Annotated in this window: 13 protein-coding genes; 10 read left to right on the forward strand and 3 right to left on the reverse strand. The window is 72.9% G+C overall.

Annotated features, from left to right (window positions below; genetic code table 11):
• Nucleotides 1-49: 49 nt before the first annotated feature.
• Complete coding sequence (locus tag AB0O91_RS02115) at nt 50-823, forward strand: SseB family protein (RefSeq protein WP_363427198.1); 774 nt, start codon at nt 50-52, stop codon at nt 821-823.
• A 55-nt stretch (nt 824-878) separates the two neighbouring features.
• On the opposite strand, the gene AB0O91_RS02120 is transcribed toward AB0O91_RS02115, so the two are convergent.
• On the reverse strand, nt 879-1,256 hold the full coding sequence (locus tag AB0O91_RS02120) for a DUF1844 domain-containing protein (RefSeq protein WP_363427199.1): 378 nt from the start codon (nt 1,254-1,256) through the stop codon (nt 879-881).
• Nucleotides 1,257-1,736: 480 nt separating this feature from the next.
• On the opposite strand from AB0O91_RS02120, the gene infC reads away from it, so the two are divergent.
• From infC to AB0O91_RS02160, 8 genes are all read left to right on the forward strand, one after another.
• Nucleotides 1,737-2,465 carry a translation initiation factor IF-3 gene (gene infC / locus AB0O91_RS02125; protein ID WP_363427393.1) on the forward strand — a complete coding sequence of 243 codons (729 nt, stop codon included), beginning with the start codon at nt 1,737-1,739 and terminating at the stop codon, nt 2,463-2,465.
• A 138-nt stretch (nt 2,466-2,603) separates the two neighbouring features.
• Nucleotides 2,604-2,798: a 50S ribosomal protein L35 gene (rpmI, locus tag AB0O91_RS02130; RefSeq protein WP_030055648.1), complete on the forward strand. Its 195-nt coding sequence runs from the start codon at nt 2,604-2,606 to the stop codon at nt 2,796-2,798.
• A 109-nt stretch (nt 2,799-2,907) separates the two neighbouring features.
• Nucleotides 2,908-3,303: a 50S ribosomal protein L20 gene (gene rplT / locus AB0O91_RS02135; RefSeq protein WP_030055649.1), complete on the forward strand. Its 396-nt coding sequence runs from the start codon at nt 2,908-2,910 to the stop codon at nt 3,301-3,303.
• Nucleotides 3,304-3,398: 95 nt separating this feature from the next.
• Complete coding sequence (locus AB0O91_RS02140; RefSeq protein ID WP_363427200.1) at nt 3,399-4,265, forward strand: RNA methyltransferase; 867 nt, start codon at nt 3,399-3,401, stop codon at nt 4,263-4,265.
• Between the two features lie 138 nt (nt 4,266-4,403).
• Nucleotides 4,404-5,507, forward strand: coding sequence for an ATP-binding protein (locus AB0O91_RS02145; protein ID WP_363427201.1), 1,104 nt, complete (start codon nt 4,404-4,406; stop codon nt 5,505-5,507).
• A 257-nt stretch (nt 5,508-5,764) separates the two neighbouring features.
• Entirely contained in the window at nt 5,765-6,886 is a 1,122-nt protein-coding gene (pheS, locus tag AB0O91_RS02150) for a phenylalanine--tRNA ligase subunit alpha (protein WP_363427202.1), read from the forward strand.
• Complete coding sequence (gene pheT / locus AB0O91_RS02155) at nt 6,886-9,387, forward strand: phenylalanine--tRNA ligase subunit beta (RefSeq protein WP_363427203.1); 2,502 nt, start codon at nt 6,886-6,888, stop codon at nt 9,385-9,387. Before pheS ends, pheT begins: the two co-directional genes overlap by 1 nt.
• Before the next feature lie 285 nt (nt 9,388-9,672).
• On the forward strand, nt 9,673-10,515 hold the full coding sequence (locus AB0O91_RS02160; RefSeq protein WP_363427204.1) for a chitosanase: 843 nt from the start codon (nt 9,673-9,675) through the stop codon (nt 10,513-10,515).
• 66 nt (nt 10,516-10,581) lie between these two features.
• Here the strand turns inward: AB0O91_RS02160 and AB0O91_RS02165 are convergent, their stop codons facing one another.
• The gene (locus AB0O91_RS02165; protein ID WP_363427205.1) at nt 10,582-11,451 is read right to left on the reverse strand and encodes a 3-hydroxybutyryl-CoA dehydrogenase; all 870 of its coding nucleotides are present in this window, start codon (nt 11,449-11,451) and stop codon (nt 10,582-10,584) included.
• Nucleotides 11,452-11,735: 284 nt separating this feature from the next.
• On the opposite strand from AB0O91_RS02165, the gene AB0O91_RS02170 reads away from it, so the two are divergent.
• Nucleotides 11,736-12,554: an SDR family oxidoreductase gene (locus AB0O91_RS02170; RefSeq protein ID WP_363427206.1), complete on the forward strand. Its 819-nt coding sequence runs from the start codon at nt 11,736-11,738 to the stop codon at nt 12,552-12,554.
• Between the two features lie 60 nt (nt 12,555-12,614).
• Here AB0O91_RS02170 and AB0O91_RS02175 read toward each other — a convergent pair whose 3' ends face one another.
• Nucleotides 12,615-13,520 (reverse strand): polysaccharide deacetylase family protein, encoded by a 906-nt coding sequence (locus tag AB0O91_RS02175; RefSeq protein WP_363427207.1) that lies wholly within the window; start codon nt 13,518-13,520, stop codon nt 12,615-12,617.
• Nucleotides 13,521-13,567 lie beyond the last annotated feature (47 nt).

Consider the following 13,567-nt stretch of genomic DNA (forward strand, 5'->3'; position numbering starts at 1 on the left):
CGTGCAGGGAAATGACGCGCGCGGACCGGGGTGGCATAGGGTCGGCCGGGTGGACCGCAAAGACTTCTCCAACCCGGCGTTCGTCGGCAAGAGCATCCCGAACCCCGGCTTCTCCGACGACGACGGTACGGCGGACCCGGCGCTGACCGCGGCCCTCGCCCGCTGGTCGCAGGACCGCGCGGTCGAGCCCGACGTGCTGGCGGCGCTGGCCCCGACCCGGCTGATGGTCCCGATCGTGGCCGTCCTCGGCGAGGTCGAGGTGGACGAGCACGGGCACAAGCACGACAAGACCAGCGACATGGCCGTCCCGGTGCTGGAGGCCCCGGACGGGCGCCGCGCACTGCCCGCCTTCACGTCGCTCGAGGCGCTGGCCCGCTGGCGCGCCGACGCCCGCCCGGCGCCGACCGCGGCCCCGCAGGCCGCGATGGTCGCCTTCTCCGAGCGCGCGGACACGCTGCTGATCGACCCGGCCGGGCCGGTGACCTTCCTGCTGACCGGCGCCCGGCTGCGGGCCCTGGCGGAGAACCGCCGCTACCTGCCGCCGGTGCGCGACCCGGAGGTGCGGGAGGCGGTCCGGGCGCTGCTGGCGGCCGAACCGCAGGTGGCCGGCGGGCTGCTGGCGCCGTCGGAGGACGCGGACGGGGTGCTCGCGGTGGTCTTCGACCCGGCGCTGGACCGGTCCGGACTCCAGGAGGCCGCCCAGCGGGTCGGCCGGGCGGTGGCGGAGGACCCGGTGCTGCGGGTCCGGCTGGACCGGGGGCTGGACCTCGCGGTGCTGCCGGCCGGCGCCGAGCTGCCGGGGGAGCCGCTGTACCGGCGGTAGCCGGAACGAAGAAGACCACCTACCGGATCCGGTAGGTGGTCCTCATCGATCCCGCTCAGCTGTAAACCGGCCCGGTGAACTTCTCGCCCGGCCCCGTGCCCGGCGCGTCCGGCACCAGCGAGGCCTCGCGGAAGGCCAGCTGGAGCGAGCGCAGCCCGTCCCGCAGCGGGGCGGCGTGGAAGTTGCTGATCTCCGGGGCGCCGGCGGTGACCAGCCCGGCGAGCGCGGTGATCAGCTTGCGGGCCTCGTCGAGGTCCTTGTCCTTCTCGCCGCCCTCGGCCAGGCCGCACTTGACCGCCGCCGCGCTCATCAGGTGCACCGCGACGGTGGTGATCACCTCGACGGCCGGCACCTCGGCGATGTCGCGGGTGAGGTCGTCGAAGCCGATCGCGTCGTCGTCCGCGCCGGGGTTCTGGGTGGGCTCGCTGCTCAAGGGGGGCTCGTTCCGTCGTGCGGTGTGGGTACAGGTGGAGCGTACAAGGGGCCCGGGAGGCGCACGGAGGGCAGTGCGCGGGGGCGGAATAGCGTTCGACAGCGGGACGCTGTAAGCTTCGAGACTGACCGGCCGGGATCCCGCATGGGCGCTCGGCCAGCAAGTGGAGGCTCCACTGCGAGGAGGCCCTAGAGGGCAACCGCGAAAGTCTCCCACCTGAGCGGCCTCACGGTCGACGGGTCCCGGTCCGCGACGGGCGCCACGGCGCCGAGTCGCCCGCAGCGTCCCTCACCGGACGCCGCCCCCGGTTGTGTGGAGCCCCGCTTGTACCGAGCGGGGCTTTTTTCGTGTGGCGGTGCACGCGGTACCGAGAGGTGCCGGGCAGCGCAGCACGAATGAAGCCCCGCCCAGTGGTCGAGTCCACTACGTGCGACCGCCGTCCGACGGCCGCATCGCAGAAGGTGCAACCGAGGAGGCCCCATCAGCACCGAGCCCCGCATCAACGACCGGATTCGCGTCCCGGAGGTGCGACTCGTCGGTCCCAGCGGCGAGCAGGTCGGCATCGTGCCGCTTGCCAAGGCGCTGGAGCTCGCGCAGGAGTACGACCTCGACCTGGTCGAGGTCGCGGCGACCGCCCGGCCGCCGGTGTGCAAGCTCATGGACTACGGCAAGTTCAAGTACGAGTCGGCCATGAAGGCCCGTGAGGCGCGCAAGAACCAGGCGCACACGGTCATCAAGGAGATGAAGCTCCGGCCGAAGATCGACCCGCACGACTATGACACCAAGAAGGGTCACGTCGTCCGGTTCCTCAAGCAGGGCGACAAGGTCAAGATCACGATCATGTTCCGCGGTCGTGAGCAGTCCCGCCCCGAGCTGGGCTTCCGTCTGCTGCAGCGGCTCGCCGACGACGTCCAGGACCTGGGTTTCGTCGAGTCCTCGCCGAAGCAGGACGGCCGAAACATGATCATGGTCCTTGGCCCGCACAAGAAGAAGACCGAGGCCATGGCCGAGGCCCGCGCCCTCGCGGACGCCCGTAAGGCCGAGCGGCTCGGCCGGACCGCAGGGTCCGACGAGGACGCCGCCGACGAGATCGTTGACGACATCGCCGACGACGTCGACGTGACCGAGGTGCAGGACGCCCCGGCCGAGGTCGAGGCCCCCGAGGCCGAGGCTCCGGTCGAGCAGCCGGCCGCCCCCCAGGGCGCCTGAGCCGCGAGGCTCACGGCAGTCCGGGGTCGGCCCCCACGGTGACGGGGCACCCGCCCGGTCACCGCAGATCCATCCAGTTCACGCCCGCCGGTTCAGGCCGCGCGGGCGTGAACGGGACCGACGAGGAGATACGGCGAAATGCCGAAGCAGAAGACGCACAGTGGCGCCAGCAAGCGCTTCAAGATCAGTGGCTCTGGCAAGGTGCTGCGCGAGCGCGCCGGCCGCCGCCACCTCCTGGAGCACAAGCCCTCGACGCTGACCCGCAAGCTGGCCGGGACGGTCGAGCTGGCCCCCGCTGACGCCAAGAAGATCAAGAAGCTTCTCGGCAAGTGATCGCCCTCCCGCCCGGCGCGAGCCGCGTGCGGGGCAGCTGATCCTTCCCGACCCATTCGAATGACGGACCACGTGAAGTAGTCCGTGGTCCAACCCAAGGAGTAATCAAGTGGCACGCGTCAAGCGGGCAGTCAACGCCCACAAGAAGCGCCGGGTCATCCTGGAGCGCGCCAGCGGCTACCGTGGCCAGCGTTCGCGCCTGTACCGCAAGGCCAAGGAGCAGGTCACCCACTCGCTGGTCTACAACTTCAACGACCGCAAGAAGCGCAAGGGCGACTTCCGTCAGCTGTGGATCCAGCGCATCAACGCTGCGGCCCGTGCCAACGGCATCACCTACAACCGCTTCGTGCAGGGCCTGAAGGCCGCCAGCGTCGAGATCGACCGCAAGATGCTGGCCGACCTGGCCGTCAACGACCCGGGTGCGTTCGCCTCCCTGGTCGAGGTCGCCCAGAAGGCGCTGCCGGCCGACGTGAACGCCCCGAAGGCTGCCGCCGACGCCGCCTGATCTTCCGAGATCGGTTGAGCTCCGACCGGACCCGCAGGCTCTCTGCGGGTCCGGTTCTGCATTCACCAGCGCCGCCCGCCACAGAGAACGAGACCATGCCGAGCACCGACACCCCCCTGCTCACCTCCCTGCGCTCGCCGCGCGTCGTCGCCGCCCGCCGGCTCGCCAAGCGGAACCAGCGCACCAAGGAGCGCCGCTTCCTGGTCGAGGGCCCGCAGGCCGTCCGGGAGGCCGTCGGGTTCGGCCGGCTGCCGGGGACGTCCGAGCACGCCGTGGTCGAGGTGTACGTGGGCCTGGAGGCCGCCGAGCGGCACGCGGACATCGTCGAGGCCGCGCTGGCCGAGGGACTGCCGGTGCTGACCGCCACCGACGAGGTGATCGCCGACATCTGCGACACGGTGACCCCGCAGGGCATCGTGGCGCTCTGCCGCTTCATCGACACCCCGTTCGCCGAGGTGCTGGCGGCCAGGCCGAAGCTGGTGGCGGTCCTCGCCCACGTGCGCGACCCCGGCAACGCCGGCACCGTGCTGCGCACCGCCGACGCGGCCGGCGCGGACGCCGTGGTGCTCACCGACGCCTCGGTGGACCTGTACAACCCCAAGGCCGTCCGGGCCTCCGTCGGCAGCCTGTTCCACCTGCCGGTGGCGGTCGGGGTGCCGGTCGAGGAGGCGGTCGGGCAGCTGCGCGCGGCCGGCGTCCGGGTGCTCGCCGCGGACGGCGCGGGGGAGCGCGACCTGGACCAGGAGCTGGACGAGGGCACCCTGGGCGCGCCCGGCGCGTGGGTGTTCGGCAACGAGGCGTGGGGGCTCCCGGAGGAGACCCGCGCGCTCACCGACGAGGTCGTGCGCGTCCCGATCCACGGGCACGCGGAGAGCCTCAACCTGGCCACCGCCGCCGCCGTCTGCCTGTACGCCTCGGCCCGGGCCCAGCGGTCGCCCGGCGGCTGCCGCTCGAACGGCTGACCCGTTCCGGGCGAACGGCCGACACGCCCCGGGCGCGCCGGGATCACCCCGTTGCAAGCCCTACTGTCGGGGCCTGCGAGGCGCTAGGGTCTGCCTCGGTGGGGGGAACGGCACGGTGGGTAATCGGGGAGGCAACCCATGGTCGGCAGCGGGCCCGAGCTCGACCCGGACGACCTGCCGGACGGCCTGGTGGTCGCCGACGCGCTGGGCCGGGTGGTCCGTTTCAACCGGGCCGCGGCCCGGCTGACCGGTGTGCTCCCGGAGGCCGCGCTCGGCAGCGCCCTGGAGGACGTCCTGCCGCTGGAGGACCTGGACGGCCGCCGCTGGTGGCAGCTGACCGACCCGTACGGCGGCCTGGCGATCCGTACCGGCCAGCCCGAGCGCAACCTGCTGCTGCCCGGCGGCCGCGAGGTGCTGGTCTCCGCCCGGTACGTCCGGGCGGTGCCGCTCGGGCCGCTGGAGCGGCTGGTGATCGCCCTGCGCGGCACCGAGGCCCGGCGCCGCACCGAGCGCAGCCACGCCGAGCTGATCGCCACCGTCGCGCACGAGCTGCGCTCCCCGCTGACCAGCGTCAAGGGCTTCACCGCGACGCTGCTGGCCAAGTGGGAGCGGTTCACCGACGGCCAGAAGCGGCTGATGCTGGAGACCGTGGACGCCGACGCGGACCGGGTGACCAGGCTGATCGCCGAGCTGCTGGACATCTCCCGGATCGACGCCGGGCGGCTGGAGCTGCGCAAGCAGGTGGTCGACCTGGCGGCCGCGGTGCGCCGGCACGTCGAGCGCAAGGTCGCCACCGGCATCCCCGAGGAGCGCTTCGACATCCGGATCGGCGAGCCGCTGACCGTGCTCTGGGCGGATCCGGACAAGGTCGACCAGGTGCTGGCCAACCTGCTGGAAAACGCGGTGCGGCACGGCGAGGGAACTGTCACCATCGAGGTGGCACCGGCCAAGGAGGTCGTCGAGGCGCCCGTCTGGGAGCGCCCCGGCACCCCGCCCCGCATCGTGGAAGGCACAGCGGTCACCGTGAGCGACGAAGGCAGCGGCATCCCCGAGGAGTCGATGCCGCGCGTCTTCACCCGCTTCTGGCGGGGTTCCAAGCGCGGCGGCACCGGCCTCGGGCTCTACATCGTCAAGGGCATCGTGGAGGCCCACGGCGGCTCGATCAGGGTCGACCGCGCGCCCGGCGGCGGGGCCCGGTTCCGATTTATCCTGCCCGCCGGGGTGCCCGACTTCATGCTCTGAGCGAGCAGGAGCGACGAGCACGGCACGCTCCCGGAGCGTGCCGTGGCCCCGCCCGGGCGGGCTTGACGGCAGCCGCGCTACGCGCTGCGACTACACTCGACCTTTGGCGTTGCGCAACGCCCAGTGCGGCTGTGCCGCGGACACCACTCCCCGTAAGCACGGTGATCGGCTGCCCGCGCCCCGGCCCCGCCGGGCGTGACGCGAAGGCGAGCCCACAGACCTGAGCACGGACGAGCAGGAGCACGGGAAAGATAGAGATGTCGGCACCCAACAAGTCGTACGACCCGGTCGAGGTCGAGGCCCTCAAGCCCGAGGTGGTGGAGCAGGCGCGGGACGAGGCGATCGCCGCCTTCGCCGCCGCCGGCACCCTGGACGAGCTGAAGCAGGTCAAGGTCGCCCACACCGGCGACCGTTCCGCGCTCTCGCTCGCCAACCGCGAGATCGGCGCCCTCCCGCCGCACGCCAAGGCCGCCGCCGGCAAGCTGATCGGCCAGGCCCGCGGCGCCGTCAACCAGGCCCTCGCCAAGCGGCAGGCCGAGCTGGAGGCGGAGCGGGACGCCCGCGTGCTGGTCGAGGAGGCGGTGGACGTCACGCTGCCGTACGACCGCGCGCCGCGCGGTGCCCGGCACCCGCTGACCACGCTGGCCGAGCGCATCGAGGACACCTTCGTCGCGATGGGCTACCAGGTCGCCGAGGGCCCCGAGGTCGAGGCCGAGTGGCTGAACTTCGACGCCCTCAACCTGGGCCCGGACCACCCGGCCCGCTCGATGCAGGACACCTTCTTCGTCCGGGCCCCGGACGGCTCCGCCGACTCCGGCGTGGTGCTGCGCACCCAGACCTCCCCTGTCCAGGCCCGCACCCTGCTCGACCGCGAGCCGCCGGTGTACGTGGTCTGCCCCGGCCGGGTCTACCGGACCGACGAGCTGGACGCCACCCACACCCCGGTGTTCCGCCAGGTCGAGGGCCTCGCGGTCGACGAGGGCATCACCTTCGCCGACCTCAAGGGCACCATCGAGGTGCTGGTCGAGAAGCTGATCGGCGGCGGCCTGGAGCTGCGCTGGCGTCCCTCGTACTTCCCGTTCACCGAGCCGAGCGCCGAGATCGACCTGCAGTGCTTCGTGTGCCGCGGCGAGAGCGTCGGCAACCCGGACCGCCCGTGCCGCACCTGCTCCTCCGAGGGCTGGATCGAGCTCGGCGGCTGCGGCGTGGTCAACCCGCGGGTGCTGGTCGCCTGCGGCGTGGACCCGAACCGCTACAGCGGGTTCGCCTTCGGCCTGGGCCTGGAGCGGATCCTGATGAATCGTCACAACGTCGCCGACATGCGCGACATGGTCGAGGGTGACGTGCGCTTCACCCTCCCGTTCGGGATGGAGATCTGATGCGCGTCCCGCTTTCCTGGCTGCGCGAGTACGTCGACCTTCCGGCCGGTGAGACCGGCCGCGACGTGGCCGAGCGCCTGGTCCGGGCCGGCCTGGAGGTCGAGACCGTCGAGCAGCTCGGCGGCGACCTCAAGGGCCCGCTGGTGGTCGGCGAGGTGCTCTCCATCGATGAGCTGTCCGGCTTCAAGAAGCCGATCCGGCACTGCTACGTCAACGTCGGCGACGCCAACGGCACCGGCGCGCCGCAGGAGATCGTCTGCGGCGCGACCAACTTCGCCGTCGGCGACAAGGTCGTGGTCGTGCTCCCCGGCGCGGTGCTGCCCGGCCCGTTCCCGATCGCGGCCCGCAAGACGTACGGCCACACCTCGGCCGGCATGATCTGCTCCGCCCGCGAGCTGGGCATGGGCGACGACCACGCCGGCATCATCGTGCTCCCGCCGGAGTACGAGGCCGGCACGGACGCCATCGAGCTGCTCCAGCTGGTCGACGAGGTGCTGGACATCGCCGTCACCCCGGACCGCGGCTACTGCCTGTCGATGCGCGGTGTGGCCCGTGAGGCCGCCGCCGCGTACGGGCTGCCGCTGGCCGACCCGGCGCTGCTGGACGTGCCGCCGGCCAACTCCTTCGGCTACCTGGTCAAGGTCAACGACCCGGTCGGCTGCGACCGCTTCGTGGCCCGCACGGTCGTCGGCGTCGACCCGGCCGCCAAGTCCCCGATCTGGCTGCAGCGCCGCCTCCAGAAGGCGGGCATCCGCCCGATCTCGCTGACCGTCGACATCACCAACTACGTGATGCTGGAGGTCGGTCAGCCGCTGCACGCCTACGACAAGCAGCGGGTGAGCGGCCCGATCACGGTCCGCCGGGCGGCCGAGGGCGAGACCCTCACCACCCTGGACGGGGTCGAGCGCAAGCTCGCCGCCGAGGACCTGCTGATCTGCGACACCAGCGGCCCGATCGGGCTGGCCGGCGTCATGGGCGGCGCCTCCACCGAGATCCTCGACCCGGCCGCCGGTCCGGGCACCACCGAGGTGATCATCGAGGCCGCGCACTTCGACCCGGTCGCGATCGCCCGCACCGCCAAGCGGCACAAGCTGCCCTCCGAGGCCTCCAAGCGCTTCGAGCGCGGCGTCGACCCGGAGGCCGCCCGCGCCGCCGCGCAGCGCGCCGTCGACCTGCTGGTGCTGATCGCCGGCGGCACCGCCGAGGCCGGGGTCACCGACATCGCGGCCCCGCACCCGGTGCGCACCATCACCATCGCCGCCGACCTGCCGGACCGGGTGGCCGGCACCGGCTACGGCCGCGAGACCGTCACCCGGCGGCTCCAGGAGATCGGCTGCTCGGTCGCGGGCGCCGACGTCCTGGAGGTCACCCCGCCGACCTGGCGTCCCGACCTCACCGACCCGTACGACCTCGCCGAGGAGGTCATCCGGCTGGAGGGCTACGACAACGTCCCCGCCCGGATGCCGAACGTCCCGCCGGGCAAGGGCCTGACCGAGGCCCAGCGGGTCCACCGCCGGATCGGCGTGGCGCTGGCCGGGGCCGGCTACGTCGAGGTCAACAACTACCCGTTCCTCGGCGAGCCCGCCTTCGAGGCGCTCGGCCTGGAACCGGAGGACCGCCGCCGCCGCACGGTCAAGCTGGTCAACCCGCTCAACGACGAAGAGCCGTCGCTGCGCACCACCATGCTGCCGGGCCTGCTCGGCGCGCTGCGCCGCAACGTCGGCCGGGGCAACACCGACCTGGCGGTCTTCGAGACCGGCACCGTGTTCCTGCCGAAGGACGAACTGACCGTGGCCCCGCGCCCGGCCGTCGACCGCCGGCCGAGCGACGCGGAGCTGGCCGAGCTGGACGCGGCGCTGCCGGACCAGCCGCGCCGGGTCGCGGTCGCCCTCGCGGGCGAGCGGCTGCCCTCCGGCTGGTGGGGCAAGGGCGACCAGGCCTCCTGGGCGGACGCGGTCGAGGCGGCCCGTACGGTGGCCCGTGCGGCCGGCGTCGAGCTGACCGTCCGCCAGGGCCGGCTGGCGCCCTGGCACCCGGGCCGCTGCGCCGAGCTGGTCGTCACCGGCACCGACCGGGTGGTCGGCCACGCCGGTGAGCTGCACCCGCGGGTGGTCAAGGCGCTCGGCCTGCCGGCCCGTACCGCGGCGATGGAGCTCGACATCGACCTGCTCACCGCGGACGGCCCGCAGAAGGTCGACGGCCCGGCGGTCTCCGGTTTCCCGGTGGCCACCCAGGACGTCGCGCTGATCGTCGACACCGCTGTCCCGGCCGCCGAGGTCGAGGCCGCGCTGCGCTCCGGCGCGGGCGAACTGCTGGAGGCCATCCGGCTGTTCGACGTGTTCACCGGTGAGCAGGTCGGCGAGGGCCGGAAGTCGCTGGCCTACGCGCTGCGCTTCCGGGCCGCCGACCGCACCCTGACCGCCGACGAGGCCACCGCCGCCCGCGAGGCGGCCGTCGCCGAGGCCGTCGCCCGGACCGGTGCGGTGCTGCGCGGGGCCTGATCCCGGAGCACCCGACAGCGGGCCCCACACCTGCCGCGAGGCGGGGGTGGGGCCCGCTTCCGTTGTCCGGCCCGACGGCTCGTCACCCCGGCGGGCCGCCACCCCGACGGCCCGAACGGCCTGACGGTCCGACGGTTCGTCAACCCTGCCCGGCCCGGGCGGCCTGAGCTGCGCCGTTTGCCTTTGCTTGAAGCGTTTTTGTCAAAACCCTTGCGGGGTCGCGCGGGTGGGGCGTTAAGTTCTCGTTAGGAAGCTTTCCTAACCCACGAGGAACCGGAGCGTCCCATGCGTCCCCAGCCCCGTCGTGCCCTCCGCATAGCCCTCGCCGCCACCCTGGTGGCCGCACCCCTCGCCGTCGCGGCCACCTCGGCCGCCCAGGCCGCCCCCGCGGCCTCAACGTCCGTCCAGGCCGCGGGAGTCGGCCTCGACGACCCGCACAAGAAAGACATCGCGATGCAGCTGGTGTCCAGTGCGGAGAACTCCTCGCTGGACTGGAAGGCCCAGTACAAGTACATCGAGGACATCGGTGACGGCCGCGGCTACACCGCCGGCATCATCGGCTTCTGTTCCGGCACCGGCGACATGCTGGACCTGGTCCAGCACTACACCGACCTCAAGCCCGGCAACGTCCTCGCCAAGTACCTGCCCGCGCTCAAGAAGGTCAACAACAGCGACTCGCACGCCGGCCTCGGCACCCCGTTCGTCAAGGACTGGGCCGCCGCCGCCAACGACGCGGTCTTCCAGCGGGCCCAGAACGACGAGCGCGACCGGGTGTACTTCAACCCCTCGGTCAACCGGGCCAAGGCCGACGGCCTGCGCGCGCTCGGCCAGTTCGCCTACTACGACGCCATCGTGATGCACGGCCCGGGCAGCAGCCCGGTGAGCTTCGACGGCATCCGCGCGGCCGCCATGAAGAAGGCCAAGACGCCCGCCCAGGGCGGCGACGAGGCCACCTACCTCAAGGCCTTCCTGGACGCCCGCAAGGTGGCCATGAAGAAGGAGGCGGCGCACTCCGACACCAGCCGGGTCGACACCGAGCAGCTGGTGTTCCTGAACGCGAAGAACTTCGACCTCAACCCGCCGCTCAAGTGGAAGGTCTACGGGGACAGTTACAGCATCAACAGCTGACCCGGACGTACCGGGGCCCGGGGGCGGCGAACCGCTCCCGGGCCCCGGCGCGCGCGCCCGACGGCGTCAGGCGCTCGCGGTGTAGTCGTAGAAGCCGCGGCCGGACTTGCGGCCCAGCAGCCCGGCGTCGACCATCCGGGACAGCAGCGGCGGAGCGGCGTACAGCGGCTCCTTGTACTCGTCGTACATCGACTCGGCGATCGAGTTGATGGTGTCCAGGCCGATCAGGTCGCACAGCCGCAGCGGGCCCATCGGGTGGGCGCAGCCGGCCTCCATGCCCTTGTCGATGTCGGAGGCGGTGGCGACGCCCGACTCGAACATCCGCACCGCGGAGAGCAGGTACGGCACGAGCAGCGCGTTGACCACGAAGCCGGCCCGGTCGCGGGCGCGGATCGGCTCCTTGGCGAGCACCTGGGTGGCGAAGGCCTCGACGCGCTCGGTGGTGGCCGCCGAGGTGGTCAGGGTCGGGATGACCTCGACCAGCTTCTGCACCGGCGCCGGGTTGAAGAAGTGCAGGCCGATGACCTGCTCCGGGCGGGAGGTGGCGGCGGCCAGCTTCACGATCGGGATCGAGGAGGTGTTGGAGGCCAGGATCGCGTCCCGGCGCTGGACCACCTGGTCCAGCGTCTGGAAGATCCGGACCTTGACGTCCTCGCGCTCGGCGACCGCCTCGACCACCAGGTCGCGGTCGGCGAAGTCGGACAGCTCGACGGTGAAGGACAGCCGGGCCAGCGCCTCGTCCCGCTCCTCGGGGCTCAGCTTGCCCCGCTTGACCGCGGTCTCCAGCGAGTTGATCAGCCGGGTGCGCCCGAACTCCAGGGCCTCGCCGCTGGCCTCGGCCACCAGGACGTCCAGTCCGGCCCGGGCGAAGACCTCGGCGATGCCCGACCCCATCAGGCCGCAGCCGATCACTCCGACGCGCGCGATGTCACTCACTCAGTTGCCCTTCGGTGGTGCTGGGGGTCGCCCAGCGAACTGGTGGCCCAGCGAGCTGCTGGTCAACGGGCCGGTGGACCGGAAGAGGGTGCACCGGTCACCGCCCCGACGACGTTACTACTCCGTACTCGCCAGTAGGTCACCCCCTCCCCGGACCGGTGCCACCGGTGGCACGCCCCCGTACGGGTGAGGCCGGGCCGCCCGTGCGTGTGCCCGGGCCCGCCGCCGCCCGGCGCCGGACAGAATGCCGCAGACGGGGGCCGGGGACGGGAAGGGAGCACGAGGTGCCGACGGGATCGCTCACAGGACAGGTCGCCCTGATCAGCGGCGGCGGCCGGGGCATCGGCCGGGAGATCGCCATCGGGCTGGCCGCCGAGGGCATGGCCGTCGGCCTGGTCGGCCGCACCCACGAGACGCTGACCGACACCCTCAAGGAGTGCGTCCGGCACGGCGCCCGGGGCGTCGCCGTCACCGCCGACGTCTGCCGTCCGGGCTCGGTGCGCGAGGCCGTGCGGCTGGTCGAACGGGACCTCGGGCCGATCGACCTGCTGGTCAACAACGCCGGGCTGGTCGACCGCGCCGAGGTGCCGCTGTGGGAGACCGACCCCAACCAGTGGTGGCAGGTGATCGAGACCAATCTGCGCGGCCCCTACAACCTGCTGCGCTGCGTCCTGCCCGGCATGGTCGCCCGCCGCCGCGGCCGGGTGGTCAACCTCAACTCCGGCTTCGCGCTGCGCCCGGACGGCCACTACACGGCGTACGCGACCTCCAAGGGCGCGCTGCTCCAGCTCTCCGACAACATGGCGGACTCGCTGGCCGAGCACGACGTGGTGGTGCTCGACGTCAGCCCGGGCGCGGTGGCCACCGACATGACCGCCGGGATGCCGATGTTCCGGGACATGAAGGCCTGGGGGTCGATCCCGTACATGGTCGCGGTCACCGTGGACGCCGCCCGGGGCCGCTTCGACGCCCTGCACGGGCGGTTCATCCACGCCGGGCGGGACGACCTCGAGGAACTGGTCGCCCGGGCCGACGCGATCCGGGCGGCGGACGCCCGGACCCTGCGGCTGCGCCCGTACAAGGACGACGACCCGATGGTCTGATCAGCTGCTCGGGTGATCGGAGGCTCGGTGGGTGGTCCGGTTGCCGGGTGGTCCGGCCGGTCAGGCGCACAGCTGGCTGGCGGTCACCGGCTTCAGCCCCGCCTTGGCCAGCCCGTCCAGGATCGCCGGCAGCGCGTCGACGGTGCACTGGTGGCTCATGTGCAGCGCCACCACCGAGCCGCCGCGGGCCGCGTTCAGCACCCGGCGCTGCAGCTCGGCGGCGGACGGGTCGTTGTAGTCGCGCGGGTCGACGTCGAAGGACAGCACGTGCTCGTAGCCGACGGCCCTCGCCTGCTCGCGCACCATCGAGGTGGCGTACTGGGCGGCGGAGGGCCGGAACCAGCGGCCGATCGAGCCGGTCAGCCGCTGCAGTCGCTCGGCGCACTGGGCGATCTCGGCGCGGGCCTGTTCCGGGGACATCGCCGAGATGTCGAGGTGGTTCTGGGTGTGGTTGCCCAGTTCGTGGCCGGCGTCCAGGATCCGCCGGACCATCTGCGGCTGCTGGTCCAGCCAGCTGCCGACGGCCATCACGGTCAGCTTGGCACCGCGCTGCTCGGCGGCCTCCAACAGGGCGGTGGCGAGCTTCGGGTCACCGCTGCCGTGGCAGGTGAGCGCCACGAGCCTGCTGGTGCGCGAGCCGTGCACCACCTCGTACGGCGTACCGGCCGCCAGCGGGGGCAGCACGGGCGGGATCGGCGGGGCGGAGGCCGGGGGCGAGCCCTGGGCGGCGGCCGGGGTCGCCTCCGTCGGGCCGGTCGGGCTGGGGGAGGCGGGCCCCTCGCCGCCGCTCCAGGCCGGGTCGGTGGTGTGCTGGGGGTCGACGCTGCCGGGGTGGGCGGCGAGCGTCCCGGTGTCGGCGCGGCGGGGCTTTCCGGTGCCGCACGAGGTCAGGAGTCCGCCGCCGGCGGCGGACAGGGCGGCCAGCTTGGCGGCGGTGCGCAGTACGGTGCGGCGGTCGGCAGTCATCGGCAGTCAGCATAGAGAGGACGGACGCGCCGGGCGATCCGGAGCCT

Source organism: Kitasatospora sp. NPDC089797, assembly GCF_040684795.1.
Taxonomy (GTDB): Bacteria; Actinomycetota; Actinomycetes; order Streptomycetales; family Streptomycetaceae; genus Kitasatospora.

Excerpts from the sequence above, each read along its gene's own strand:
- rpmI (WP_030055648.1), top strand. The coding sequence starts at position 2,604 with ATGCCGAAGCAGAAGACGCACAGTGGCGCCAGCAAGCGCTTCAAGATC.
- AB0O91_RS02140 (WP_363427200.1), top strand. The coding sequence starts at position 3,399 with ATGCCGAGCACCGACACCCCCCTGCTCACCTCCCTGCGCTCGCCGCGC.
- AB0O91_RS02145 (WP_363427201.1), top strand. The coding sequence starts at position 4,404 with ATGGTCGGCAGCGGGCCCGAGCTCGACCCGGACGACCTGCCGGACGGC.
- pheS (WP_363427202.1), top strand. The coding sequence starts at position 5,765 with ATGTCGGCACCCAACAAGTCGTACGACCCGGTCGAGGTCGAGGCCCTC.
- pheT (WP_363427203.1), top strand. The coding sequence starts at position 6,886 with ATGCGCGTCCCGCTTTCCTGGCTGCGCGAGTACGTCGACCTTCCGGCC.
- AB0O91_RS02160 (WP_363427204.1), top strand. The coding sequence starts at position 9,673 with ATGCGTCCCCAGCCCCGTCGTGCCCTCCGCATAGCCCTCGCCGCCACC.
- AB0O91_RS02175 (WP_363427207.1), bottom strand. The coding sequence starts at position 13,520 with ATGACTGCCGACCGCCGCACCGTACTGCGCACCGCCGCCAAGCTGGCC.